Consider the following 22,139-nt stretch of genomic DNA (forward strand, 5'->3'; position numbering starts at 1 on the left):
ATGAGAGACGATCTTGATAGCCGTCGATTTAAACCGCTCGTCATTCCCGCGTTACCGCCCACTGTTTGTCCTCTTGCTCCTGGTCTGCCTGCCCGGCCTGGCGACGGCCGCCTGTGAGAAAACCCTGCGGTGGGACGATGATCCACCCTTTAGCATGCAAACGGCTGACGGCGGCGTGGTCGGTATTGCCATTGATCTCAACCGCGCGGTGCTGGCTCGCTTAGGTTGTCAGACCAAGTTACGCAAGCTGCCTTGGGCGCGGGCGCTTAAAGAGCTGGAGCTGGGCCGAGTGGATATTCTCCATGGTGCTTTTCGCCGGCCCGAGCGTGAGCGCTATGCCTACTTCTCCGGCACGGTTCTGCCGCCTTCGCGCAATATTTTGTTTGCCCGTACGTCTACATGGAGTCAGTGGCCGAGCGAGCGGTTACTCGACTTGCAGCACACCGCCTTCCGGTTAGGTGCACAGACCAACGTGTCCTATGGCACGGATTACCTGACGTTGATGAGCGACCCCGCATTTGCCGCGCGGGTGTCGACTGCGACCAATCGCACCAGTCTCTGGCGAATGGTCAGTAAAGGCCGGATTGATGGCGTGATTGCCGATGAAAATACCGGGCGTTATGAGATTCATCAGCTGGGTTTTGACGCGCAGATAAAACCCACGGCCATTGTGGTCTCCAGCGATGCCGCGGAAGTGGCGTTCAGCAAGCGCACAAACGATCCAGCCTTTGTGCAGGCGTATGTCGATGTCTTGAGTGAGTTTGTCGCGGATGGTCGTTATCAGCAGATAGTGCAGCGCTATGTCATGCCGTAAGCGCGGCGGCGTATTGCGTGCTGTGGTCGCGCAGTTGGTCCGCGCGTGATCTGCGTTCTACTTGTTTAAACCGCCGATGTGCTGAGAACAGCCCGCGCGTCGTCAATGCTGCGCTGGCCTGTTGCGGGCTATGCCCAACGTTGCCAGAGCATGATGACTTGGATCATTTCCGTTACGGAGTCACCTAGTAAACTAGGTGATTACTCAAGCTGTTCGCGAGTTAGCCGTTTATAGCGGTAGGCGGACTGCGCAATAAAAGGGAGAGTTAAGGTTGAAAACGTGGCACTGCATTGTGGGTCTCTTGCTGATCACTGCACTGACGTTACTGCTTGAAATACCAAGCAGTACCTGGTTTACCTCGGCGACGTTGAGCATGCTGCTTGGCACTGCGGCGCTGGTCTATATGGCTGTTTCTTGTCTGCTCGCCAGCCGCTGGAAAGTTGTCGAGAGCATGTTTGGTGGCTTGGACAGGGTCTACGAAACGCATAAATGGCTGGGCGTCTGGGCCCTGGTTTTTGCCTCGTATCATTTTGTCTTCAAGGCAAATCTGGACGAGTGGAACAGTGTCCCTATCTTGGAGTTATCCAAATACTGGACGCGCCTTGTACGCCAATTGAGCTACATCGCGCTGGGCCTTATTGTGCTGCTCGCGTTGAACCGCAACATCCCTTATAGCCAGTGGCGTCTGTGGCATAAGCTGTCCGGCCCCTTGTTTTTGATCGTGATCTTGCACTGGCTCAGCTTCAAATCGCCGATCACCCTGGACAGCCCTTCGGGTATCTGGCTAGTGCTGTGCTGCGGGGCCGGTGTCGTGGCGGCTTTCTACAAGTTAGTGCTTTACCCCTTTGTTGCGCGCGCTGGCGAGTATCGGGTGGCGGCTGTCTCCCGAGACAAGGGCGCCCTGCATTTGACGCTGGAGCCGGTGAACAAGCGCTTTGACTTCAAAGCGGGTCAGTTTGCTTTTCTGGCAATGCAGCAAAAAGGCCTGCGTGAGCCGCACCCCTTCACAATAGCCAGCGCCAATGCAGCGAACGGGCAAATTGAGTTCGTGATCAGAGGGCTGGGGGATTACACGAAAAAGCTGTGTGAATGCGCAGAAGTGGGCATGCGCGCCGATATATACGCACCTTACGGACGCTTTAAGCGTCCCGCTCAGGCTGAGCAGGAGATATGGGTCGGCGCCGGTGTTGGTATTTCACCCTTCATCTCCTGGCTGCAAGACCCGGATGCAAAGGACTTCGACAAAGTCACCTTGGTTTATTGCTTCAACCCCTCGCGCGCCTTCCCGCCGTTTGAGACGCTACAGACCATGAGTGCGCAGCGCGGTGTGCAGTGCATTGGTAACTCAGGCGGTCTTGACGTGTTGGCAGACACCCTGCGCCAGGCAGTCGCGAAAGCTGAGCCAGGCAACGTTCATGTCAGCTTCTGTGGCCCTAAGGAGTTATTGGCCAAAGTGAGTGACCTGATGCTTGCCAACCAGATTCCGCTCACCAACCTACACAATGAGCTATTTGTATTCCGCTAAACCGGCGCCCTGAGCGCTCAGCACCTGGGTGGTGGCGCTCAAAGGCTAGAGGTTTGCGGAGCGTGCGCCAATGCCGGAGCAGGCTCGGCACCCAGACCTTACGCGGCGAGCAGGGGCATAAGGTGGATTGGTGGCGAGCTGCTTGAATATGGAAAAACGGGACTGGCGCTTTTACGCGCCAGTCCCGTTTTTTTCAGCTGCGCCGCCGGGCCGAGTCGGCCATCACCGCGCCAGTTAGCTGATATTCACCTGGTAGCGGAAGCTGTCTGCTGCTGCGCACGACAATCGGTACTCCAGCGGGGTGCGGTCGTAGCCTATGGCCGTGCGTTCGATGATGACTACAGGGCTGCCCAGGGGTACGCCGAGCGTGCCGGCCAGCGCATTGTCGGCGGTCGACACGGTGAGGGTTTCCTGGGCGGAGGCGATGCGCTGACCGCACTGCTGCTCGTAAAAGGGGTACAGCAGCGCAGGGAAGTCGCTTGGGGCGATATGTTGCAGGGCAGCAAAGCGTGAGGCGGGTAACCAGATGCGCTCGTGAAACAGCGGGGCACCGTCGACCAGGCGCAAGCGCTCCAGATGCACGCAGCGCTCTTTGGCCTGAAGTTGCAGTGCCTGACGAGCACCTTCGCTGGCGTGTTCCAGCTGGCACAGCAGTATGCGGCTCTCTGGGACTTGCGGCTGGCCACTGCTGCTGACCTGGCGGAAGAAGCGAAACAGCGAGCCATCGAAATTTGGCCGGCGCACAAAGGTGCCGCGGCCTTGCGCGCGCAATAGCAAACCCTCGGCGACCAAGGTATCCACTGCCTTACGCGCGGTGCCCACAGCCACACCGTATTGCTGGGTCAGCTCCGCCTCGGTGGGGATAGCCTCGCCGGGCAGCCATTCACCCGCCGCGATCTTCGCCAGCATCTCATCGCGTAGGCGCTGATAGAGCGGCAGGCGCTCGTCATGCCGCAGAAAAGTAGTGCTCATAGACCTCAACCCTGCTGTTCGAACGGCGATCACTTTACCACTGCTGCGTGGGTGAACTGCGCTCGATAGCTATCGCTGTAGACATGTATTCATCTATATGACTAAATGTATTGCAGAAATATAGCCCCGCCTAAGGGTTGGTCCGAACAATAATCGACAGAGGTATTGCCCCTTAATGTCCATGCCATTCGCCGGTATTTCCGGCATCGACACTCATGCGCATATCTTTCTTCAGGACCTGCCAATGGTCGCCGGGCGCCGTTACAACCCAGAGTACGACGCGACTGTGGAGCAGTATCTGGCTCACCTAGATGCGTGCGGCCTGTCCCATGGCGTGCTGATCCAACCCAGCTTTCTCGGGACCGACAATCACTTTATGGTCGAGGCCTTGCAGCGCTTCCCCGAGCGCCTGCGCGGCGTTGCAGTGGTGGACCCGGAGGTGAGCGATTTGCAACTCGATGACCTGGCAGACGCTGGGGTGGTGGGCGTGCGCCTGAACCTGATCGGCAAAGCGCTGGGCGACTATGCCGGTGCCAAATGGCAGGCTTTGTTCCAGCGCCTGGCAAACCGTGGCTGGCAGGTGGAAATCCAACGTGGCTTTGCCGATTTAGCGCTAATCGTGCCGCCGATTCTTGAGTCGGGTGTGACGGTTGTGGTGGATCATTTCGGCCTGCCGAACTCGGCGATCGACTTGGACGATTCACAACATGCCGCCTTCTTCGATGCGCTTGGCGGTGGAAAGGTGTGGATCAAACTGTCTGCGGCCTACCGCAGCGAGTCTGATTTGGCCCGTGCTACACACGTGCTGGCGCGGCTGCGCAAGGCCTGCGGCGGTGTTGAACGCTTTGTTTGGGGCAGCGATTGGCCCAACACCCAGTTCGAATCACAAACCGATTACACCGCACAATTCACGCTGCTCGAGGCTCTTTTTCCCGATGCCGATGAGCGCCGCATGGTGCTTGTGAACAATCCAGCAGTACTGTTCGGCTTCGCCTGTGCGAGCTGAGCGTCTGAGCCAACAACAATAAGGAACACACCATGATGAGCCTGCTCGTCGTCGTCGCGATCATCCTCGCCGTCGCCTTGGGTTACACCACGAAAATCAACATTGGCTTGTTCGCCATTGCCTTTGCCTACCTGCTCGGCTGCTTTGGCATGGGCTTGAGCCCGAGCGAGATCATCGGCATGTGGCCGCTGAAGATCTTCTTTGTGATCTTCTCCGTGTGCCTGTTTTATAGCTTCGCCACGGTCAATGGCACCCTGGAAAAGCTCGCCGGACACTTGCTTTACCGCTGTCGCAGTGTACCGCATCTGTTGCCCTACGCCGTGTTTCTGACCTCTGGCGTTATTGCCGCGATGGGGGCCGGCTACTACACCGTTCTGGCGTTTATGGCGCCGCTGACCTTGCTGCTCTGCCAGCGTACAGGCATGAGCCTGATTCTCGGCGGCATGGCTGTGAACTATGGCGCACTGGGTGGGGCGAACTTCGTTTCCAGTCAGAGTGGCATCATTTTCCGCAGCTTGATGACCAGTGCTGGGATCTCCGAAAACCAGGCGTTTATCAACGGCCTGGTGATTTTCGCCAGCACGGCAGTCATTCCGTTGTTGGTCATTTCCGCTTTTGTCTTCCTCTCTGGCCATGGCCGGACGCTCAAGGCGGCGGTGATTAATGCTGACCTGCCCGAAGCCTTTAATCGTGAGCAAAAGCTCACGTTGCTGCTGACCGTGTTGATGATGCTGATTGTGCTGGCTGCTCCGCTGGCGCTGATTGCCTTCCCGGATAACGCGACGATCAAGTTCATCAATGCCAAGGTGGACATTGGCCTGATTGCCAGCGTGTTCTCGGTGATCGCTCTGCTGCTCAAGTTGGGCGACGAGCGCAAAGCCATCGCGTCCTTGCCGTGGGCCACGCTGATCATGATCTGTGGTGTTGGTATGTTGATTTCCATTGCCATCAAGGCGGGGACCATCGATGCACTGGCCTCGTGGATCAGCGGCAATATTCCAGCGCTGCTGGTACCGCTGGTATTCGGCGTGGTTGCCGCGCTGATGTCGGTCTTTGCCAGCACCCTGGGCGTTGTGACCCCGGCGCTGTTCCCCATGGTGCCGGCGCTGGCCAGCAGCATGTCGATTGACCCGCTGGTGATTTTTGTCGCCATCGTGGTGGGCGCTCAAGCCACGTCGATTTCGCCGTTCTCCTCTGGCGGCAGTCTGTTGCTCGGTTCTTGTACGGATGAGAAGAGCCGCACCACACTGTTCTCACAGTTGCTGTTCCGCGCGGCCCCCTCGGCTTTGTGGCAGCGATGCTCTTCAACCTGGCAATGACCTTCCTGGTCTGAAGGGCGCTAGAGAGGGGGCTCTACCGCTGGCATTAATCTGGGCTGCATGCCTGGGCATGGCGCGGGCAAATCACGCGAAACAGTGGCGTGCGAGGTTAGCTGAATAGCCGCTTTTTACAGTGCTGATAACGGGATTGACGCTTACCGCGCCAGTCCCGTTTTTGTTTCAGCCGCGCGTTAGTGGCGGAGTACGCGGCGACACCAAGCGTTTCGAGCCGGTCGACTCGAATGCACACGCAAAGCACAGCAAGGCTGAGTCGTCGTAGGCGCGGCCGGCGAAGGTCAGGCCGACGGGCATGCCGATATCGGCCATCACGCCCGTCGGCACGGTGACAGTGGGCACGCCCAAGGGGCGGATCGTCAGGTTGCCGTTGGCCATGGGCTGGTCGCACGGGAAGGCGCTTTCTAGCTGAGCCGCAGCGCATAACGTCATTGATTGCCGGTCCTTTAGGTAACTTTTCGCGCTCTGTACGCAAACGGACAGAACTCCTTGGTGTTTATCGCCATGATGCCACCGGCCTGCAAAAGAGAGCTGTGCCGTTGCTCAAAGGATGCTATGTCGATCGCTGCTAATCCACGCGAAAACCACCTGTTGGCCGCCCTGCCTGACGAGGAGCTAGGACGCCTGCTGCCCTATCTCGAACTGATTCCATTGCTCACCGGCACTGTGCTTTACGGGCCTGGGGAGCCCATGCGTTATCTCTATTTCCCAACCGACGCTATCGTCTCGCTGCAGTACGGCGTCGAGGATGGTTCTTCGGTGGAGATCGCGGTAGTCGGTAATGAAGGCGTGGTTGGCATGGCCTTGTACATGGGCGGCGAGACCACCCTTAGCCAAGCCATCGTGCAGAGCTCGGGCTCGGCCTACCGCTTGAAAGGGCAGGTGCTTATGTCACCCTTCGATCATGCCGCCCCGCTGCAGCAGTTGTTGCTGCGCTACACCCAGGCGCTGCTGACGCAAATGGCCCAACGCCTGGTGTGTACCCGCGTGCATTCACTGGATCAGCAATTCTGCCGCTGGCTGCTGCAGTACTTTGATCGCTTGCCAGTCAATTACCTACGGATGACCCAAGAGTTGATCGCCAGCATGCTCGGGGTGCGGCGCGGCGGGGTGTCCGAAATGGCCGGCAATCTGCAACGCTCCGGGCTTATCAGCTACAGCCGTGGTTGTATTACGCTGCTCGATCGACCAGGTTTGGAGGGGCGTTCCTGTGAGTGTTATGCGGTGGTTAGAAACGAGTTCGAGCGCCTGTTTCCGCGGGCCCTGCGCGCCACATTGCTGATAAAAGCGGACTGATTTATCGCCCAACGCTGTCACTAGCGATAGGCAGAAATCGGATAACAGCGGTCCGCCCTCGCATCACTATCAGGGCTCCGATTCTCGCGCACACGTGGGCGGGGGGAGTAGAGCGAAGCCCATCAGGGTTTCCGGTGGGCTTCGCTCAGCGCCAGCTTACCCATTGCATACAACCCCTGATGGGCTCACAGCCTGCGTTTTCAGCCACCCTGCAAAGGAGGCGTACGCGGCGGTACCACGCGTTTTGAACAGGTCGACTCGAAGGCTGCGGCAAAGCGAAGCAAGGCCGAGTCGTCGTAGGCGCGGCCGGCGAAGGTCAGGCCGACGGGCATGCCGATATCGGCCATCACGCCCATTGGCACGGTGACGGTGGGCACGCCCAGGTGGCGGATCGCCAGGTTGCCGTTGGCGACCCAGACGCCATTACTCCAGGCAATGTCGGCAGACGCGGGGTTTACATCGGCATCCGCCGGACCGACGTCGGCGACGGTGGGGAACAGCACGGCGTCGAGGCCGAGTTGCTCCATCCAGTCCTCCAGGTCGAGCCTGCGGGTTTTTTCCAGGCCGCGCAGGCCGTCGGGCAGGGTGCTGATTTCGTTCCACTGGGTGATGCCGCGTTCGGCCATGCGCACGTATTCATCCATGCCGGCGACCAGGTCACCTTCGCGGTTGGGCAGGGTGCCGGGCTCGTGGGGGAATATCTGCGGGCCATCGACATCTGCCAGGCGATTGAGTTTGGGGTCACCGTTGGCGCGCAGGAAGTCGTCAAACGCCCAGCCCGAGAGTTCCCACAGTTCGTCATGGAGGAATTCCGGGGTGACGATGCCGCGGTTGTAAACGGTCGGCGCGCCAGGGCGATCGCCCTCACAGTTGGACACCAGCGGGAAGTCCACCTCGATGACGTGCGCCCCGGCCGCTTCCAGTGCCTGGCGTGCTTGTTCCCACAGGGCAATCACAGTCGGGCGGGTGTGGATGCGTTGGCCCGTCGGCCCACCGATGCCAGGGTTGTCGCTGGTGCCGGCGTCTTCATCTTTATTGATAAACATGCGCGGCACCCCGAAGCGTTTGCCGGCCAAGGCATCGGCGTTGGCGGCCAGCTGCGCATAGGTTGCTGGGCGCACCGAGGACGCCGATGGAATCGGCACCCAGGGTTGCAGGCGCCAGAGGTCGCCGCGTGTGTCGGCATCATCGGCGACTATTACGTCGAGCACTTCGAGCAGGTCGGCCATGGTGCGGGCGAACGGCACCACCACGTCCATGGTCGGCGTCAGTGGCCAGTTACCGCGCACCGAGATGACCCCGCGCGAGGGCGTGTAGGCGCACAAACCATTGTTGGACGCCGGGCCACGGCCACTCGACCAAGTTTCTTCGGCCAAGCCGAAGGCGGCAAAACTGGCGGCGGTGGCGGTGCCAGCACCGTTAGACGAGCCGGAGGCGAAGGGCGCGGTGAGGTAGTCGGCGTTATACGGGCTTTCAGCACGGCCATAGACGCCGCGCTGCATGCCGCCGTTGGCCATGGGCGGCATATTGGTTTTGCCCAGGCAAATGGCCCCGGCGCCGCGCAGGCGTTCGATGGTGAAGGCATCGCGATAGGCGACCAGGTCCTTGAAGGCGGGGCTACCGGAGGCGGCAGTGAGGCCTTTGACTAGGTAGCTGTCCTTGGCCGTGTACGGAATGCCGTCGAGTGGGCCGAGGCACTCACCACGGGCGCGGCGTGCGTCCGAGGCTTGTGCCTCCTGCAGCGCTTCGGGGTTGTGCACCACCACTGCGTTGAGCTTGGTCGGTGTGTCGGCGCCGTCGTAGGCGGCGATGCGCGCGAGATACGCCTGCACCAATTCGACCGCTGTGGTCTGGCCGGTTTCGAGCGCGGCGCGCAGCTCGGCAATGGAAACTTCGGTTACCTCGATCATGCTGTCACCGCTGGCTGTTGAAGGTGGTTATTCATAAAAACTCTCGTAGCGCTGTATGGGGGCGCGGGTGCTGTAAGTCAGTCGCGAGCGGGTGTTACCAGCCCTTTAACCACCGCCGGGCGCTCGACGAATGCGTGCAGCACCCGCTGCACATTGCTGAACCGCTCGAACTCCACCAGCTCGCCCGCCTCGTAGAACCCCACCAGGTTGCGTACCCAGGGGAAGGTGGCGATATCGGCGATGCTGTAATCATCCCCCATGATCCAGGCGCGCCCTTGTAGGCGTTTATCGAGAACGCCGAGCAAACGCTGGGATTCGGCGACATAACGGTCGCGCGGGCGTTTGTCCGGGTAGTCCTTGCCGGCAAATTTATGGAAGAAGCCCAGCTGGCCAAACATTGGACCAATGCCGCCCATCTGCCACATCAGCCATTGCAGGGTTTCATAACGTGTGGCGGCGTCTTGGGCCAGCAGCTGGCCGGTTTTTTCCGCCAGGTAGATCAGGATGGCCCCTGACTCGAACAGCGCCAGTGGTTGGCCGCCTGGACCATTGGGGTCGAGGATGGCGGGGATTTTGTTGTTGGGGTTGAGCGAGAGGAATTCGCTGCTGAGCTGATCATCGCTGTCAAAGCTGACCACGTGCGCTTCATAAGGCAGGTCAATCTCTTCCAGCATGATTGAAGCCTTGACCCCGTTGGGGGTGGGCAGCGAATAAAGCTGTAAGCGCTCGGGGTGCTGGGCGGGCCATTTCTGCGTGATCGGGTAGGTGGACAAGGCTGACATGGGCGCTCCGTATTGGCGGGTCAAAGGCGCAGGATAGCGGTGATTGGCTGTTTGGTCAGGTAGCTGGTTTTTCTCTGTGCGCAGAAGTCGGTATGGTTGGGGTTATTTCAACCCTGCGTAATGGAGAACACGATGAGCCTGCACGGCGAATACGACAGCCAGAACATCTTTGCTCAGATCATCCGTGGCGAAGCCCCGTGCTACAAACTGTACGAGGATGAGGATGTGCTGGCCTTTCTCGATGTGTTTCCGCAGTCCTACGGGCATACGCTGGTCATCCCTAAGCGCTCGGCGGCGCGCAATATTCTGGATATCGATGCTGCCAGCTTGGGCAAGGTCATGGCCGTGGTGCAGCAACTCACCGGCGTGCTGGTGAGCGAGCTGGAGCCAGCCGGGGTACAAGTGGCGCAGTTCAATGGCGCACCGGCGGGGCAAACGGTCTTTCACATTCATGTGCACATCGTGCCGCGCTACGAGGGTGAGGCGCTGGCTATGCACGCTGCCGGTAAGGCCGAACCAGAAGCATTGGCGGCGTTGCAGGCGCGTTTGCTCAAGCGGCTCGCCAGCTGATGCGGCGATGTGCGCCTGTATAGCTTGAGGCCGACGGTGCCTGCGGCAATACTCAAACCGTTGGCTGTTGCTGCCTGTGTTTATTCCCCGCGCCCATGGAGGGCTCCCATGCGATTGATTGGTGCCGTTTTACCGCTGTTGCTGTTGGCCGGCTGTTCGTCCTGGAAGCCCGCGCCGGAAGATATTAAGCCTGTGCCCTTAGAGCGTTTGCTCGGCTATCAAGCGCCGCTGGGGCAGGGCGGGGAGTTACGGGTTAATCGTGACTTTGGCGGCATGGGCGGTGGTTGCTATGTCGCGGTGCTGGTGGACCGCACAGTGGCTGCGCGCATCGGCGTAGGTGAGCAGGTGCGCTTTCAGGTACCAAGCGGTACGCGGGTGCTGAGTATTGGCATCGACGAGATGGACGACACACTGTGCGGCAAGGGCCGCCTGCGCCGCGAACTGGCAGTGAAGGTGCAACCCGGCTCACAACAGGATTTCCGCATCGTCAGCGATAACCGCAAGGGCTTCGATATCCTGCCGGTGACCGAGTAAAACCCTGATCTGTCCCTCCCTGAATGGCCGGTGCCTGTGAGCATCGGCCCTGTCAGTCCGCCCTGTTGTTTGCGTGCCCCCGTTACTCTTGCCGCATAACTCAGCGATAGCGGGCAAGCAGCGCATCGAATTCCCCTGCCTGTTTCATCTCCACGATGGCGCGCAGCAAGGCCATGGTGGGCACATCCGCTGCGTCACGGACCATGCAGGAAACCGGGTCGGCGGCGACTTCGCTGAGTGTGTGGAGTTTCTGCCCGGTGGTTGATGACGGTTGAACCAGTTCAGCGACAGCTCATTGCTGATGGCGTAGCGGTAGCGCCCGGCGCTCAGTTTGTGCAGCACCTGATCCTGGGTACGGGCGTCTTCACGTTGGATCTGCCCGCTGTTGAACAGCGGGTCCAGGCGCGGATAGGTGAAACCAAGAACCGTGCCCAGCCGCTCATTTTGCAGCGCTTCGGGCTGCAGCTGTTCGGCGCGTTTACCCAGCAGCAGGTCACGCTGAGTCATAAAGGGCAGGCTCCAGATAAAGCGATAGTGATCTGCATTGATCCAGTTCGGGCTGACGTAGCAGCGCACATCAATCTCGCCGCTGGCCATTGCGTGCTCTACACGTAGGCCCGGCATCACCAGCATGTCTGCTTTACGTCCGATCTTGGCAGCCATGCGCTGTTGCAGGTCAACCAGAAAGCCTTCCACGGCGCGGCCCTGCTCAATGCGCGCCATCGGCATGGCCCAGCTGTCGTTGATAGAGAACCGTATTGTTCGTTCACTGGCCGATGTCACGGCACTCAGCGTGGGCAACAGCAGTGTCAGCAGCAATTTAAACACCAGCACAGATCCTTCTGGTCGAGGTGGGTGGCTCAGCGGGTCATGGGTAGGGCCGCCCCCATGAGGGCAAAAAGGCCTCCGCAGCCGCGATTAAAGCCTTTGCCAGTGCGTTGTAGCCATGGGCGAACGCGATGGGCCATGCGCGCCAGCAGGTATTCGACGCTGCCTTCGACCACGGCAAAGGTCAGCGCCATGATGGCGAACTGCAGCCAGAGGTCCGCACGCGGGTCGAGAAACTGCGGCAAAAATGCGCCGAGAAATAAAATCACCTTGGGGTTGGACAGCGCGGACAGCAGCCCCTGGCGAAACAGCTTGAATGCGCTGCTATTGGTGGTTTTCTCGGCCATGGCCAGATGCAACGGCGGCGCGAGCCAGAGCTGTATGCCGAGCCAGATCAAATAAGCACCGCCCAGCCATTTAAGAATGCTCAGCGCCTGCGCCGAGGCTTGGAGCAAGGTGCCGATGCCGAGCATCGACAAGGCCATCAACAGGGTGAACCCAAGTACTCCACCACTGACGGTAAACAGGGTTTTGCGGTGGCCATACAGTGCGCCATGGCTGAGCGCGAGCAAGCCGTTTGGCCCTGGAGTCAGCGCCAGGCCAAATACAGCAGTCACAAATAAAAGCCAGGTATGCAGGGCCATAAAACCGATGTCCAGTGCAGGAGGGTGCAGGACTGCACCTGCGAGCCCCTGTTCTTTCATGTCGTGACCCACTAGTCAAGCGACTGGGCTGCGCTGTTGGGCGGCGGGGCAGTGCTATCAGTGGGCATGCGTGCAGCCATTCAGCGGATTGGCGATGTGGTTACCGCTCGTTCAGCACTGACGCACAGGCGCTGGCGCGATGTGTCTTGCGCTACGTTGTGAGCATCTTTGCCTCAATAGCCGGCAGGGTGATGCATTTACCCTGACGTACTGAGCGGACGAAGGGCCCATGCCTGTGGCAAACTCCGTCATAAGTAACAGGCCGTTTCATGGACTGAGTTTGCTGTGCCTGTCAGCCGTTTTTTTGCCCATGGCGTGCGCCTGGGCCTATTGAATAACTGGCCGCTGCCTGCGGCGAAGAACATGAGGAATGACTGTGCATAACGTCGTGATCAGCGGTACCGGCCTCTATACCCCGGCAAACAGTATTTCCAACGATGAGTTGGTTGAATCGTTCAATGCCTATGTGCAGCAATTCAATGCCGACAATGCCGCGGCTATCGCCAGCGGTGAGGTTGAAGCGCTGAGTGAGTCGAGCAGCGGTTTTATCGAGAAAGCCTCCGGTATCAAAAGTCGCTTTGTTATGGATAAAGCGGGGATTCTTGACCCTGAGCGCATGGCGCCGAACCTCCCCGAGCGCAGCAACAACGAGTGGGGCATTCTCTGCGAAATGGCCATAGGCGCCGCCAAAGATGCCATGGAGCGTGCCGGCAAGACTGCTGCCGATATCGACGGAGTGATCGTCGCATGCTCCAACTTGCAACGCGCTTATCCAGCCGTGGCGATTGAAGTGCAGGCCGCGCTGGGCATCCAAGGCTTTGGTTACGACATGAACGTGGCGTGCTCCTCTGCCACCTTCGGCATCCAGGCGGCCGCTAACAGCGTGCAACTGGGCCAGGCCCGCGCGATTTTGATGGTTAACCCGGAAATCTGCACTGGCCACCTGAATTTCCGTGACCGCGACAGTCACTTTATCTTCGGTGATGCGGCCACCGCGGTAATCATCGAGCGTGCTGACCAGGCCACCTCGAACTACCAGTTCGACATCGTCGGCACCAAGCTGATCACCCAGTTCAGCAACAACATCCGCAACAACTTCGGCTTCCTTAACCGCTGCGCGGAAGAGGGCGTTGGCGCGCGCGATAAGCTGTTTGTTCAGGAAGGCCGCAAGGTGTTCAAGGATGTCTGCCCGATGGTTGCCGAGCTGATTGCCGCGCACCTGGCAGAAAACAAGCTGAACGTTGGTGATGTGAAGCGCTTCTGGCTGCACCAGGCCAACCTCAATATGAACCTGCTGATCGCGCGCAAACTGCTTGGCCGTGACGCCGAGCCAGGCGAGGCACCAGTGATTCTCGATACCTACGCCAACACCAGCTCGGCCGGTTCGGTGATTGCTCTGCACAAACACCAAGAAGACCTGCCGAGCGGTGCGCTGGGTGTGCTCAGCTCGTTTGGTGCAGGCTATTCGATTGGTAGCGTGATCCTGCGCAAGCACTGAGTCTCACCTTGATGCCTGCTGCGCTTGGCGCTGCTGCGTTGAAAACAGGCGTGGCTGTTCAGCGCTCGCGACGGCCTTGAGGCGATTTTGACGATGCTGGTAAATGACGCTGACCTACTTCCTCGCCTGCGTGCAGGCGAGCAGAAGGCCTACCGCGAGCTGGTTGCCACTTACCAGGGGGCGATGCGCGCGGTGGCCTTTGCCATTGTCGGCAGCCGTAATGCCGATGAAGTGGTGCAGGATGCCTGGTTAGCCGTCGTGCGCAGCCTTGATGGTTTTCAGGCACGTTCGAGCCTGAAAACCTGGCTGCTGACCATTACCGCCAACACGGCGAAAACCCGTCTAAAAGGTAATCGTCGCGAAGTGCTGCTCGACGATATTCCCTCGCCGCACGGCACCCTGGGTGATGAACGCTTCCATGCGGATGGCCATTGGTTGTTGGCGCCGCATGCCTGGCATCACGACTCTCCAGAAGCGCTGTTGACCGAAGATGAGCTGCGTGAGTGCCTGGAAAACACCCTGGCCAGCCTGTCTGAACAGCAGGGCAGTGTGCTGCAGCTGCGTGAGCGCGAAGGGCTGGAGTTGGAGGAGATTTGTAATCTTTTGCAGGTTTCGCTCTCCAATGTGCGGGTGCTGCTGCACCGTGCGCGACTCAAGGTCTTCGCCACCTTGGAGCATTTTGAGGAGACTGGGCAATGTTGAGCTGCAAGGACTTGGTGGCCCATTCCAGCGACTATATCGATGGCCACCTGGGGGTGCGTCAACGCTTGTCGATACGCATGCACTTGGCCATGTGCGTGAATTGCCGGCGGTTTATCAAGCAAATGCGTTTGAGCCAGGCGGTGCTGCGCCAGTTACCGCGTGGGCAGCACGCTGAGCTTGATGAAATGGCCGACAAACTTGCCGAGCTACGCCGCCAGCAGCGCTGAGCAGGTTGCTGGCGAGCCCACTTTATTCCTGGTCTTGCGCGGCTTTCAGGGCCTCGTAAGCAGGGGCGGCGTAGATGCCGACTTCCACTGCCAGCTCCATTACCCGCGCCAGGTCGCTGCTGTACACCAGCACGGCTTGCAGGGCTTCATCCAGCGGTTCGCTGAGATCCAGTAGCACATAACCCTGAGTTTCCGGCGACAGGCTTGCGAGTTGTACCTGAATGCGGTTCAGCGCTTTCAGCGGTTCGACCTTGGCCAGCTGCTTGGCTTTGAGCACAAAGCTGACCTCTGGTCCGAACGATTCGACGATCTGCTGGAACAGCGCATCATAACTATCCGCCTGGAACAGCACGGTTTCCGGCAGGCTGCCGATGACCACCCATTCGCCCAGCGGGATTGGGAAACTGTCGTCGAAGTTGATATCCGGGTTAGCGGCAAGGAACGCCTGCGGGTCGGCATAGGCCTGCGCGGCCTCATCGGCGATGCGCGCCACGTCTTCGGCCAGCATGCAGCCCGAGCTTATTTTGCTGATCAGTTCTTCGAGCTGGGCTTTCATTCGGGTCATCCTGCGGCTTAAAAGAGGTCGCCAAGGATAGCCGCAAATGGCTGAAGACGCTGCATTTACGCGCTTTTCGCCGGCGTGTAGGTGCAATTTGGCACGTATTCTCAACTGCCCGGCATCGAGCCTGTCTGTACGTTACCGTACAGATAAAATCACAGATTGGATTATGCTGGCGCGTGCAGTTAAGGCTCTGTAGCGAGGGCATATCGATCGCCAACAGGCCTAAGAAGACCGGAGACAGTGATGTCCGCAGCCCCCTATCCGCGACAAAATCATCTGCTTGCTGCCTTGCCTGACGACGTATTGGAGCGTCTGTTGCCGCACCTTGAATTGGTTGAGATGCCGCTGAGTATGGTGCTCTACGAATCGGGCGACACCTTGCGCCATGTCTACTTTCCTACCGACTCAATCGTTTCGCTGCTGTACGTGATGGAAAGCGGCGCCTCGGCGGAGATTTCCGTGGTGGGCAACGACGGCGTGATTGGCGTGGCGCTGTTTATGGGCGGTGAAAGCACCACCAGCCGCGCGATTGTGCAAAGCGCCGGCCGTGCCTACCGGTTACTCGGCAAACGCCTTAAAGAAGAGTTCAACCGTCACAGCGAGATGCTGCATCTGATGCTGCGTTACAGCCAGGCACTGATTACCCAGATGGCGCAAACCGCGGTGTGCAACCGTCACCACTCGATTGACCAACAGCTGTGTCGCTGGTTGTTGCTGTCGCTTGATCGTCTGTCTGGCAGCCAGCTGGCCATGACTCAGGAACTGATCGCCAACATGCTCGGCGTGCGCCGCGAGGGCGTTACCGAAGCCGCCGGCAAGCTGCATCGCCAGGGTGTGATCGATTACAGCCGCGGGATTATCACCGTGCTCGACCGTCCCAAGCTCGAGAGCCTGAGCTGTCAGTGTTACGCGGTAGTCAAGCGCGAAACCGACCGTCTGCTGCCTGAAAGATCCGCATTAAACCCTCCCCAAAAGTCTGATACACACACAATTTGCCATTGAATGGCTTGGCCTGAGTGCCACAGCGCACAGAGCTTAGCCACTGGCTGGGGCAGACTGCAGGGGCGAGAGCGTCAAGCACCGTTGTCGTGCCATTTTTTTGGCAAGCGTCGTGCTCGGGACAAGTGAATGTCTGTTAAAGCACCGCTGCAAATCCTTAGCCGCTTGATCGAAGGGCTGCCCAGCAAACAACGTAAACAACTCCTAAATGGCTGCGAACCGGTGGACCTGGTTTTCGGTCATGTGCTGCATGAAGCCAACCAGCCGATTCGCCATGTGTACTTCCCCCTCAGTGGCTTTATCTCGCTGGTCACCACCCTAGAGGGGCATCAGCCTCTGGAAATGGGTTTGATCGGTAATGAAGGCATGCTGGGCGCCACCCTCGCCCTGGGCATTGGTCTGGCACCCATGCGCGCGGTGGTGCAGGGCTCCGGCAGCGCCTTGCGCATCAGCAGCCAGTTGTTCAAGCAGGAGTTGCTCAGCAGCCCGGCGCTGTTGCGTGTGCTCAAGCGTTATCTGTATGTGGTGATGGCGCAGTTGTCACAGAGCGCGGCCTGCACGCACTTTCACGAGATTGAGCCGCGCCTGGCGCGTTGGCTGCTGATGACCCACGACCGCGCCCATGCCGATCACTTCCATCTGACCCATGAATTTCTTGCCGACATGCTTGGGGTGCGCCGCAGTGGTGTCTCGATTGCCGCCGCCGCCTTGCAGGCGCGCGGCCTGATCAGCTACAGCCGAGGTGAGATCCATATCCTCGATCGCGCCGGGCTGGAGCAAGCGGCCTGCGAGTGTTATGCCGTGTTGCGGGCTGATTACCTCGCGCAGTTCTAACCCAGGGAGCGGGCTGCCTGGTGCAGCGTATTGATCGGCGAGCTGATGCCGCTGCGCAGCAGGTTGGCGAAGTCGTGCGCGCTGACCGGGCGGCTGAATAAAAAGCCCTGACCTTCGCTGCAGTGGTGGGTGCGGAGGAAGTCCAGCTGCCCGCTGTCTTCAATCCCTTCGGCAATCACCCGTTGTTTCAGGCTGTTGCCCATGGCAATCACCGCGCTGACGATAATGCCGTTGCTATTGTGAATGTCCTGAACAAAGGACTGATCAATTTTCAGCACATCAATGGGGAACTGGCTGAGGTAGCTGAGGCTGGAGTACCCGGTACCGAAGTCGTCCACGGCCAGCTCAACGCCCAGCGCTTTGAGTTGTTGCAAAATCGTCGCGCTGGCCTGGGCGTCGCGCATCAACACGCTTTCGGTGATCTCCAGTTGCAGGTTTTTGGGATCAAGCCCTGTCACTCTAAGGGCACTTTCTACACTGTCGACAAAGTCCTTGCGGCGAAACTCCAGCGCGGAAATGTTTACCGCCACTGAATCCAACTGGTAACCGCAATTCTCCCAGCGCTTGGCCTGGCCGCAGGCTTGCAGCAGCACCCAGCGGCCGAGCGGTACGATCAGGCCGCAGGCCTCGGCAACCGGAATAAAACGCGCCGGCAAAATCATGCCCCAAGCCGGATGCTGCCAGCGCAGCAGCGCTTCGGCGCTGGTGATTTTGCCGCTTTGCAGGTCGATCTTCGGCTGGTAGTGAATGATGAATTCGCTGTTCTCCATGGCCGTGCGCAGGTGCGCTTCGATCAACTGGCGTTCAACCGCGTGAATATTCATTTCCTGATGGAAGAACTGGTAGTTGTTGCGGCCTTCCTCCTTGGCCCGGTACATCGCCGTGTCGGCATTTTTGATGAGGCCTTCTGCAACCGTGGCATCGTTGGGGTAGGTGCTGATGCCGATGCTGGCGGTGATGTGCAGTTGCTGTTGGCCAATGCTAAAGCTCGCGGCCAGCGTGCTGAGGATCTTTTCGGCGGTGCGCGCGGCATCTTCGGCCGACTGACTTTCGCTCAGCAGCACCACAAACTCGTCACCGCCCAGGCGGCTGACGGTGTCGGAGCTGCGCACACAGTCGCTTAGGCGCAGTGCCACTGCTTGCAGCAGATGGTCGCCGACGCCGTGGCCGAGCGAGTCGTTGATGTGCTTGAAGTTATCCAGGTCGAGAAACAGCAAGGCCAGGCTGCTGCCACTGCGCTCGGCCAGGGCAATGGCCTGATTGATCCGGTCATTGAGCAGGGCGCGGTTGGGCAGGTTGGTCAGGGCGTCATGCTGCGCCAGGTGAGCCATCTTCTCGGTCATGGCATGGGTCGCGGTCATATCGTGGAAGACCATCACCGCCCCTTTGAGGTGTCCGGCCGAGTCATGGATCGGTGCGACCGAGTCTTCAATGGCGGATTCGCTGCCGTCACGACGGACCAGCACCGTGCCTGAGGCCAGCAGCTTGCAGGCATCGTCTTTCAATACCTTGAAGATTGGGTTGGCTACTGACTCACGGGTTGTGACGTTGACCAGGCGCATCACCTGGTCAATCGGCAGGCCTTGAGCATCCTCGAATAGCCAGCCGGTCATCTGCTTGGCGGCGCTATTGAGGTAGTCGACGTTGCCTTGTATGTCCGTGCTGATCACCGCGTCACTGATTGAGTTGAGGGTCAGTGCGGCGCGGGCTTTTTCGACAAACAGCGCCTCTTCAACCGCTTTGCGCTGGATGATATTGCGCAGCGATTGCGGCACCAGGTAACTGCTGAAGTGTCCCTTGGACAAGCAACCCTGAGCGCCACGCTGGATGACTTCCCAGGTTTGCTGATCATCCTCCAGGGTGCTTAAGGTGAGAATTGGAATACTGGAGGCGAGCACGAACAGTTTGTCAAAGGTGGCCAGGCCTTGGCTGTCCGGCAGGTCCAAATCGACCATGATGGCGTCGATGGGCTGTTTGTTGTGGGCTTCCAAGCGCTGCAGCGCTTGGGCCAGGCTGGTCACCCACTCGATCAAGAACGGGCCATCCTGGGCGCTCTCCAGCACGTCTTCCAGGGTGGCGGCGTCGCTGGTGTTGCCGGTAATGATCAGTACTCGATTACTCATGTCAGCAACACTCCTTTGCGCGATTTTTAGAGCAAAACCAACCCTGCCGGCGGGGCTGTGGTCAGCCGGGAAGGGGGGCAGATTTAGAATCTAAGGCCTGGTGTTGGCGGTTTAGCGCGTTGGGCAGGCGCCTGCGGCGTGGTTATCCACTGGCTTGGCCATATCTGCGCGATGGGGCGCTCGTCGCTTGCGGCGACGTTGGGATGCAGGCGGGCTTGATACAGGTACTGGTTATGCGGCGCGCTGGTGTCCAGCATGCCGTGCTCGACTGTTTCGCTTAGTGGCTGGGGCACGGGCGCGGGCAGCGGCTCGGCAAAGGCCCAGTTGCTGACCAGCAGGAACGCCATCACGGTAGTGTTTGCTATCAAGGTGCTGCGTAAAAGTCTGCGCATGGTGTTTCTCCACTGAAAAGTGGAAGTTTCCTTAGTTCCCAAAGCACAACGTCCAGTCAGAGCGCTACTCGCTCAGGACGACTTCGACACCTGCAAAACTTGAGAGTCCAGTGAGCTACTTCCCGACCGCATTAGCTGTTTGGGCATGTTTAAGTAGCCTCAGCACCGGTTGCCTAAGCAGCCTGGGCGTGAACAAAGAGGCTAATTGCAGCGTTTAATTGAGCTGTTGCCAGGCTGCTCTGGCCAACATACGGCTGTACTGGAGCCGTCGAGCGGCTCACACACCTTGCGGTGGATAGCGAGCTTAACGACGTGGGTCGGGCGGTGTTGCATCTGTGAGTTTTCGTAATCACCTCTAAGCAGGTCCATTGCACAGCGCAAATCCGGGGTGCGGATAGATAGATTGGTGATTAGCACTTGTGCCGTCTGTGCGTTAGCGAACTTAAGCGTATTTCCGTGATGCAGGCCGTCAGCCTGCTTTCTTGCCGCCATGTGGCTGCTAAGATTGGGCACTTTTCTCGAGTCAGGAGCCCCTTGTGAGCCCGCGTATTCATCCTTTGGCCGGTCAGCCGGCACCTGTTTCCCTGTTGACTGATATCTCTGCGCTGTTAGCGGCCTATTTTGAGCTGCAGCCGGACCTTAGCGTGGCGAGCCAGCGGGTCGCGTTCGGTACCTCCGGGCATCGCGGCAGCTCGCTGGCGCACAGTTTCAATGAGGCGCATGTGCTGGCGATCAGTCAGGCGATTTGTGATTACCGCAGCGCCCAGGGCATCAGCGGGCCGTTGTTTATCGGTGCCGATACCCATGCGCTGTCGCAGCCGGCGTTGGAAAGCGCGATTGAAGTGCTGGCGGCCAATGGCGTGCAGACGATGATTTCGGCGGGGGGCGAATTCACCCCTACCCCGGCCATCTCCCAAGCCATTCTGGTGCACAACCAGGGCCGTAGCAGCGGTTTGGCCGATGGCATTGTCATCACGCCATCGCACAACCCGCCAGACAGCGGCGGCTTCAAATACAACCCCACCAATGGCGGCCCAGCCGACAGCGACATCACCACCTGGGTGCAGAACCGTGCCAATGCCTTGCTTGAAGGCGGCTTGCGAGAGGTTAAGCGCATGCCCCTGGCGCAGGCGCGCCAGGCCGCCAATGTGCAGGCATACGACTACCTCGGCAGTTATGTGAACGACCTGGGCAATGTCATCGACTTCGCGCCGATCCGCGCCGCTGGTCTGCGCATGGGTGTCGATCCGCTAGGCGGTGCTGGCGTGCATTACTGGGGACGGATTGCCGAGCAGTACGGCATTAATCTGGAGGTGGTGAGCCAGACCATCGACCCGCAGTTCGCCTTTATGAGCCTGGACTGGGACGGGCAGATCCGCATGGACCCGTCCTCCAGCTATGCCATGCAGCGCCTGATCAGCCTGAAAAACGGTTACGACATCGCCTTTGCATGCGACACCGATTACGACCGTCACGGCATTGTGGCGCCGAGCGTCGGCCTGCTGCCGGCTAATCACTTTCTCAGTGTGGCGATTGACTACCTGTTCCAGCACCGTCCGCAGTGGAGCGCTACGGCGGCCATCGGCAAAACCTTGGTCAGTAGCGCAATGATCGATCGCGTCAGCCAGCGCCTGGGCCGGCCGATGCAGGAAGTGCCGGTGGGCTTTAAATGGTTTGCCAGCGGCCTGTTTGATGGCTCCCTGGGCTTTGGCGGCGAGGAAAGCGCCGGGGCGACCTTCTTGCGCCGCGATGGCCGGGTCTGGACCACCGACAAGGACGGCATTGCCCTGGCGCTGCTCTCCGCAGAAATGACCGCCGTTACCGGGCGGGACCCTGGCGAGCTGTATCAGGGGCTGAACGAGGAGTTCGGCACCATCTACGCCGACCGCGTCGATGCCCCCGCCACACCTGCGCAGAAGAAGGCCCTGGGCAAGCTCTCGCCCGCGCAAATCAGCAGCCGTGAACTGGCCGGCGATGCGATTACCCAGGTGCTCGACAAAGCGCCGGGTAATGGCGCGGCGATTGGCGGGATCAAGGTGATCAGCGAAGGCGGCTGGTTCGCCGCGCGACCGTCAGGCACTGAAGACATCTACAAGATTTACGCCGAGAGCTTTCGCGATGAAGCGCACTTGCAGCGCATCTTCAGCGAGGCGCAGCAGATTGTGGATGGCGCATTGGCAGCCGAATAGCGCAAAACCCATCGGTTCGATAGCGCACCGACAGGGCCACTGCAGCGCACAGGATGATGAGGCGCTTGGGTGCCATCTCGGCACCTGCTATTCCGGCGTGCTGCAGTGACTCATCAAGGAGAACGCCATGAGCCTGGGTACCATTCTATTGATCGTGCTGGTGCTGTTATTGATCGGCGCCATACCCGCTTGGCCACACAGCAAAAACTGGGGTTACGGCCCTACAGGCGGATTGGGCGTCGTGGTGATTGTGCTGGTGGTGCTGCTATTAATGGGCATAATTTAAAGCGGCCATGCCAACACGCGTAGCTTTGTAGGAGCGTGCTTACCCGCGAATC

General features: G+C 59.5%; 21 protein-coding genes and 2 pseudogenes. 14 read left to right on the plus strand and 9 right to left on the minus strand.

Going from position 1 to position 22,139, the window contains the following annotated elements; all coding sequences use genetic code 11:
* Positions 1-13: 13 nt before the first annotated feature.
* Both ACEPAJ_RS06485 and ACEPAJ_RS06490 read left to right on the plus strand, forming a co-directional pair.
* Positions 14-814 carry a substrate-binding periplasmic protein gene (locus tag ACEPAJ_RS06485; protein WP_425914196.1) on the plus strand — a complete coding sequence of 267 codons (801 nt, stop codon included), beginning with the start codon at positions 14-16 and terminating at the stop codon, positions 812-814.
* 271 nt (positions 815-1,085) lie between these two features.
* On the plus strand, positions 1,086-2,339 hold the full coding sequence (locus ACEPAJ_RS06490; protein ID WP_425914197.1) for a ferredoxin reductase family protein: 1,254 nt from the start codon (positions 1,086-1,088) through the stop codon (positions 2,337-2,339).
* 234 nt (positions 2,340-2,573) lie between these two features.
* On the opposite strand, the gene ACEPAJ_RS06495 is transcribed toward ACEPAJ_RS06490, so the two are convergent.
* Positions 2,574-3,311 carry a GntR family transcriptional regulator gene (locus ACEPAJ_RS06495; RefSeq protein ID WP_425914198.1) on the minus strand — a complete coding sequence of 246 codons (738 nt, stop codon included), beginning with the start codon at positions 3,309-3,311 and terminating at the stop codon, positions 2,574-2,576.
* Between the two features lie 175 nt (positions 3,312-3,486).
* Here ACEPAJ_RS06495 and ACEPAJ_RS06500 point away from each other — a divergent pair, with 175 nt between their 5' ends.
* Positions 3,487-4,317: an amidohydrolase family protein gene (locus tag ACEPAJ_RS06500; protein WP_425914199.1), complete on the plus strand. Its 831-nt coding sequence runs from the start codon at positions 3,487-3,489 to the stop codon at positions 4,315-4,317.
* A gap of 32 nt (positions 4,318-4,349) precedes the next feature.
* Positions 4,350-5,650 (plus strand): annotated as a pseudogene (locus tag ACEPAJ_RS06505) (SLC13 family permease).
* Between the two features lie 166 nt (positions 5,651-5,816).
* Here ACEPAJ_RS06505 and ACEPAJ_RS06510 read toward each other — a convergent pair.
* A pseudogene (locus tag ACEPAJ_RS06510) lies at positions 5,817-6,029 on the minus strand (amidase); the annotation flags it as partial.
* 177 nt (positions 6,030-6,206) lie between these two features.
* On the opposite strand from ACEPAJ_RS06510, the gene ACEPAJ_RS06515 reads away from it, so the two are divergent.
* Positions 6,207-6,947, plus strand: coding sequence for a Crp/Fnr family transcriptional regulator (locus ACEPAJ_RS06515; RefSeq protein WP_425914200.1), 741 nt, complete (start codon positions 6,207-6,209; stop codon positions 6,945-6,947).
* Positions 6,948-7,147: 200 nt separating this feature from the next.
* Here ACEPAJ_RS06515 and ACEPAJ_RS06520 read toward each other — a convergent pair whose 3' ends face one another.
* Together ACEPAJ_RS06520 and ACEPAJ_RS06525 are read right to left on the minus strand one after the other, a co-directional pair.
* Positions 7,148-8,857: an amidase gene (locus ACEPAJ_RS06520; RefSeq protein WP_425914201.1), complete on the minus strand. Its 1,710-nt coding sequence runs from the start codon at positions 8,855-8,857 to the stop codon at positions 7,148-7,150.
* Positions 8,858-8,934: 77 nt separating this feature from the next.
* Entirely contained in the window at positions 8,935-9,639 is a 705-nt protein-coding gene (locus ACEPAJ_RS06525; RefSeq protein ID WP_425914202.1) for a glutathione S-transferase N-terminal domain-containing protein, read from the minus strand.
* A 132-nt stretch (positions 9,640-9,771) separates the two neighbouring features.
* Between ACEPAJ_RS06525 and ACEPAJ_RS06530 the strand changes: the two genes are divergently transcribed.
* On the plus strand, positions 9,772-10,209 hold the full coding sequence (locus tag ACEPAJ_RS06530) for an HIT family protein (protein ID WP_425914203.1): 438 nt from the start codon (positions 9,772-9,774) through the stop codon (positions 10,207-10,209).
* Positions 10,210-10,317: 108 nt separating this feature from the next.
* Complete coding sequence (locus ACEPAJ_RS06535; RefSeq protein WP_425914204.1) at positions 10,318-10,743, plus strand: 3-isopropylmalate dehydratase; 426 nt, start codon at positions 10,318-10,320, stop codon at positions 10,741-10,743.
* A gap of 144 nt (positions 10,744-10,887) precedes the next feature.
* On the opposite strand, the gene ACEPAJ_RS06540 is transcribed toward ACEPAJ_RS06535, so the two are convergent.
* Both ACEPAJ_RS06540 and ACEPAJ_RS06545 read right to left on the minus strand, forming a co-directional pair.
* On the minus strand, positions 10,888-11,571 hold the full coding sequence (locus ACEPAJ_RS06540) for a substrate-binding periplasmic protein (RefSeq protein WP_425914205.1): 684 nt from the start codon (positions 11,569-11,571) through the stop codon (positions 10,888-10,890).
* A gap of 32 nt (positions 11,572-11,603) precedes the next feature.
* Positions 11,604-12,215: a LysE family translocator gene (locus ACEPAJ_RS06545; protein ID WP_425917958.1), complete on the minus strand. Its 612-nt coding sequence runs from the start codon at positions 12,213-12,215 to the stop codon at positions 11,604-11,606.
* A gap of 436 nt (positions 12,216-12,651) precedes the next feature.
* Here ACEPAJ_RS06545 and ACEPAJ_RS06550 point away from each other — a divergent pair, with 436 nt between their 5' ends.
* The 3 genes from ACEPAJ_RS06550 to ACEPAJ_RS06560 all read left to right on the plus strand — a co-directional run bounded on the left by ACEPAJ_RS06550 (position 12,652) and on the right by ACEPAJ_RS06560 (position 14,702).
* Positions 12,652-13,773: a beta-ketoacyl-ACP synthase III gene (locus ACEPAJ_RS06550; RefSeq protein ID WP_425917960.1), complete on the plus strand. Its 1,122-nt coding sequence runs from the start codon at positions 12,652-12,654 to the stop codon at positions 13,771-13,773.
* Between the two features lie 93 nt (positions 13,774-13,866).
* Positions 13,867-14,475, plus strand: a complete 609-nt coding sequence (locus ACEPAJ_RS06555; RefSeq protein ID WP_425914206.1) for an RNA polymerase sigma factor — start codon at positions 13,867-13,869, stop codon at positions 14,473-14,475.
* A complete protein-coding gene (locus tag ACEPAJ_RS06560; RefSeq protein WP_425914207.1) occupies positions 14,469-14,702 on the plus strand; it encodes an anti-sigma factor family protein in 234 nt (77 codons plus the stop codon). The genes ACEPAJ_RS06555 and ACEPAJ_RS06560 overlap by 7 nt, the downstream gene beginning before the upstream one ends.
* Positions 14,703-14,724: 22 nt before the next feature.
* Here the strand turns inward: ACEPAJ_RS06560 and ACEPAJ_RS06565 are convergent, their stop codons facing one another.
* Positions 14,725-15,258 carry a hypothetical protein gene (locus ACEPAJ_RS06565; protein WP_425914208.1) on the minus strand — a complete coding sequence of 178 codons (534 nt, stop codon included), beginning with the start codon at positions 15,256-15,258 and terminating at the stop codon, positions 14,725-14,727.
* Between the two features lie 249 nt (positions 15,259-15,507).
* Between ACEPAJ_RS06565 and ACEPAJ_RS06570 the strand changes: the two genes are divergently transcribed.
* Positions 15,508-16,266 (plus strand): Crp/Fnr family transcriptional regulator, encoded by a 759-nt coding sequence (locus tag ACEPAJ_RS06570; RefSeq protein ID WP_425914209.1) that lies wholly within the window; start codon positions 15,508-15,510, stop codon positions 16,264-16,266.
* A gap of 126 nt (positions 16,267-16,392) precedes the next feature.
* Positions 16,393-17,097, plus strand: coding sequence for a Crp/Fnr family transcriptional regulator (locus ACEPAJ_RS06575; RefSeq protein WP_425914210.1), 705 nt, complete (start codon positions 16,393-16,395; stop codon positions 17,095-17,097).
* Here the strand turns inward: ACEPAJ_RS06575 and ACEPAJ_RS06580 are convergent.
* Together ACEPAJ_RS06580 and ACEPAJ_RS06585 are read right to left on the minus strand one after the other, a co-directional pair.
* Positions 17,094-19,220 (minus strand): putative bifunctional diguanylate cyclase/phosphodiesterase, encoded by a 2,127-nt coding sequence (locus tag ACEPAJ_RS06580; RefSeq protein WP_425914211.1) that lies wholly within the window; start codon positions 19,218-19,220, stop codon positions 17,094-17,096. The two genes, ACEPAJ_RS06575 and ACEPAJ_RS06580, sit on opposite strands and share 4 nt — an antisense overlap.
* 83 nt (positions 19,221-19,303) lie before the next feature.
* The gene (locus ACEPAJ_RS06585; protein ID WP_425914212.1) at positions 19,304-19,612 is read right to left on the minus strand and encodes a hypothetical protein; all 309 of its coding nucleotides are present in this window, start codon (positions 19,610-19,612) and stop codon (positions 19,304-19,306) included.
* 536 nt (positions 19,613-20,148) lie between these two features.
* On the opposite strand from ACEPAJ_RS06585, the gene pgm reads away from it, so the two are divergent.
* Positions 20,149-21,801, plus strand: coding sequence for a phosphoglucomutase (alpha-D-glucose-1,6-bisphosphate-dependent) (gene pgm / locus ACEPAJ_RS06590; RefSeq protein WP_425914213.1), 1,653 nt, complete (start codon positions 20,149-20,151; stop codon positions 21,799-21,801).
* Positions 21,802-21,928: 127 nt separating this feature from the next.
* Positions 21,929-22,087, plus strand: coding sequence for a DUF3309 family protein (locus ACEPAJ_RS06595; RefSeq protein WP_425914214.1), 159 nt, complete (start codon positions 21,929-21,931; stop codon positions 22,085-22,087).
* Positions 22,088-22,139 lie beyond the last annotated feature (52 nt).

The sequence above is a fragment of the Pseudomonas sp. GWSMS-1 genome, assembly GCF_049847425.1.
Lineage (GTDB): Bacteria > Pseudomonadota > Gammaproteobacteria > Pseudomonadales > Pseudomonadaceae > Aquipseudomonas.

Excerpts from the sequence above, each read along its gene's own strand:
- ACEPAJ_RS06555 (WP_425914206.1), top strand. The coding sequence starts at position 13,867 with ATGCTGGTAAATGACGCTGACCTACTTCCTCGCCTGCGTGCAGGCGAG.
- ACEPAJ_RS06520 (WP_425914201.1), bottom strand. The coding sequence starts at position 8,857 with ATGATCGAGGTAACCGAAGTTTCCATTGCCGAGCTGCGCGCCGCGCTC.
- ACEPAJ_RS06580 (WP_425914211.1), bottom strand. The coding sequence starts at position 19,220 with ATGAGTAATCGAGTACTGATCATTACCGGCAACACCAGCGACGCCGCC.
- ACEPAJ_RS06525 (WP_425914202.1), bottom strand. The coding sequence starts at position 9,639 with ATGTCAGCCTTGTCCACCTACCCGATCACGCAGAAATGGCCCGCCCAG.
- ACEPAJ_RS06535 (WP_425914204.1), top strand. The coding sequence starts at position 10,318 with ATGCGATTGATTGGTGCCGTTTTACCGCTGTTGCTGTTGGCCGGCTGT.
- ACEPAJ_RS06595 (WP_425914214.1), top strand. The coding sequence starts at position 21,929 with ATGAGCCTGGGTACCATTCTATTGATCGTGCTGGTGCTGTTATTGATC.
- ACEPAJ_RS06495 (WP_425914198.1), bottom strand. The coding sequence starts at position 3,311 with ATGAGCACTACTTTTCTGCGGCATGACGAGCGCCTGCCGCTCTATCAG.
- ACEPAJ_RS06565 (WP_425914208.1), bottom strand. The coding sequence starts at position 15,258 with ATGAAAGCCCAGCTCGAAGAACTGATCAGCAAAATAAGCTCGGGCTGC.
- ACEPAJ_RS06575 (WP_425914210.1), top strand. The coding sequence starts at position 16,393 with ATGTCTGTTAAAGCACCGCTGCAAATCCTTAGCCGCTTGATCGAAGGG.
- ACEPAJ_RS06570 (WP_425914209.1), top strand. The coding sequence starts at position 15,508 with ATGTCCGCAGCCCCCTATCCGCGACAAAATCATCTGCTTGCTGCCTTG.
- ACEPAJ_RS06585 (WP_425914212.1), bottom strand. The coding sequence starts at position 19,612 with ATGCGCAGACTTTTACGCAGCACCTTGATAGCAAACACTACCGTGATG.
- ACEPAJ_RS06545 (WP_425917958.1), bottom strand. The coding sequence starts at position 12,215 with ATGGCCCTGCATACCTGGCTTTTATTTGTGACTGCTGTATTTGGCCTG.
- ACEPAJ_RS06515 (WP_425914200.1), top strand. The coding sequence starts at position 6,207 with ATGTCGATCGCTGCTAATCCACGCGAAAACCACCTGTTGGCCGCCCTG.
- ACEPAJ_RS06530 (WP_425914203.1), top strand. The coding sequence starts at position 9,772 with ATGAGCCTGCACGGCGAATACGACAGCCAGAACATCTTTGCTCAGATC.
- ACEPAJ_RS06560 (WP_425914207.1), top strand. The coding sequence starts at position 14,469 with ATGTTGAGCTGCAAGGACTTGGTGGCCCATTCCAGCGACTATATCGAT.
- ACEPAJ_RS06500 (WP_425914199.1), top strand. The coding sequence starts at position 3,487 with ATGTCCATGCCATTCGCCGGTATTTCCGGCATCGACACTCATGCGCAT.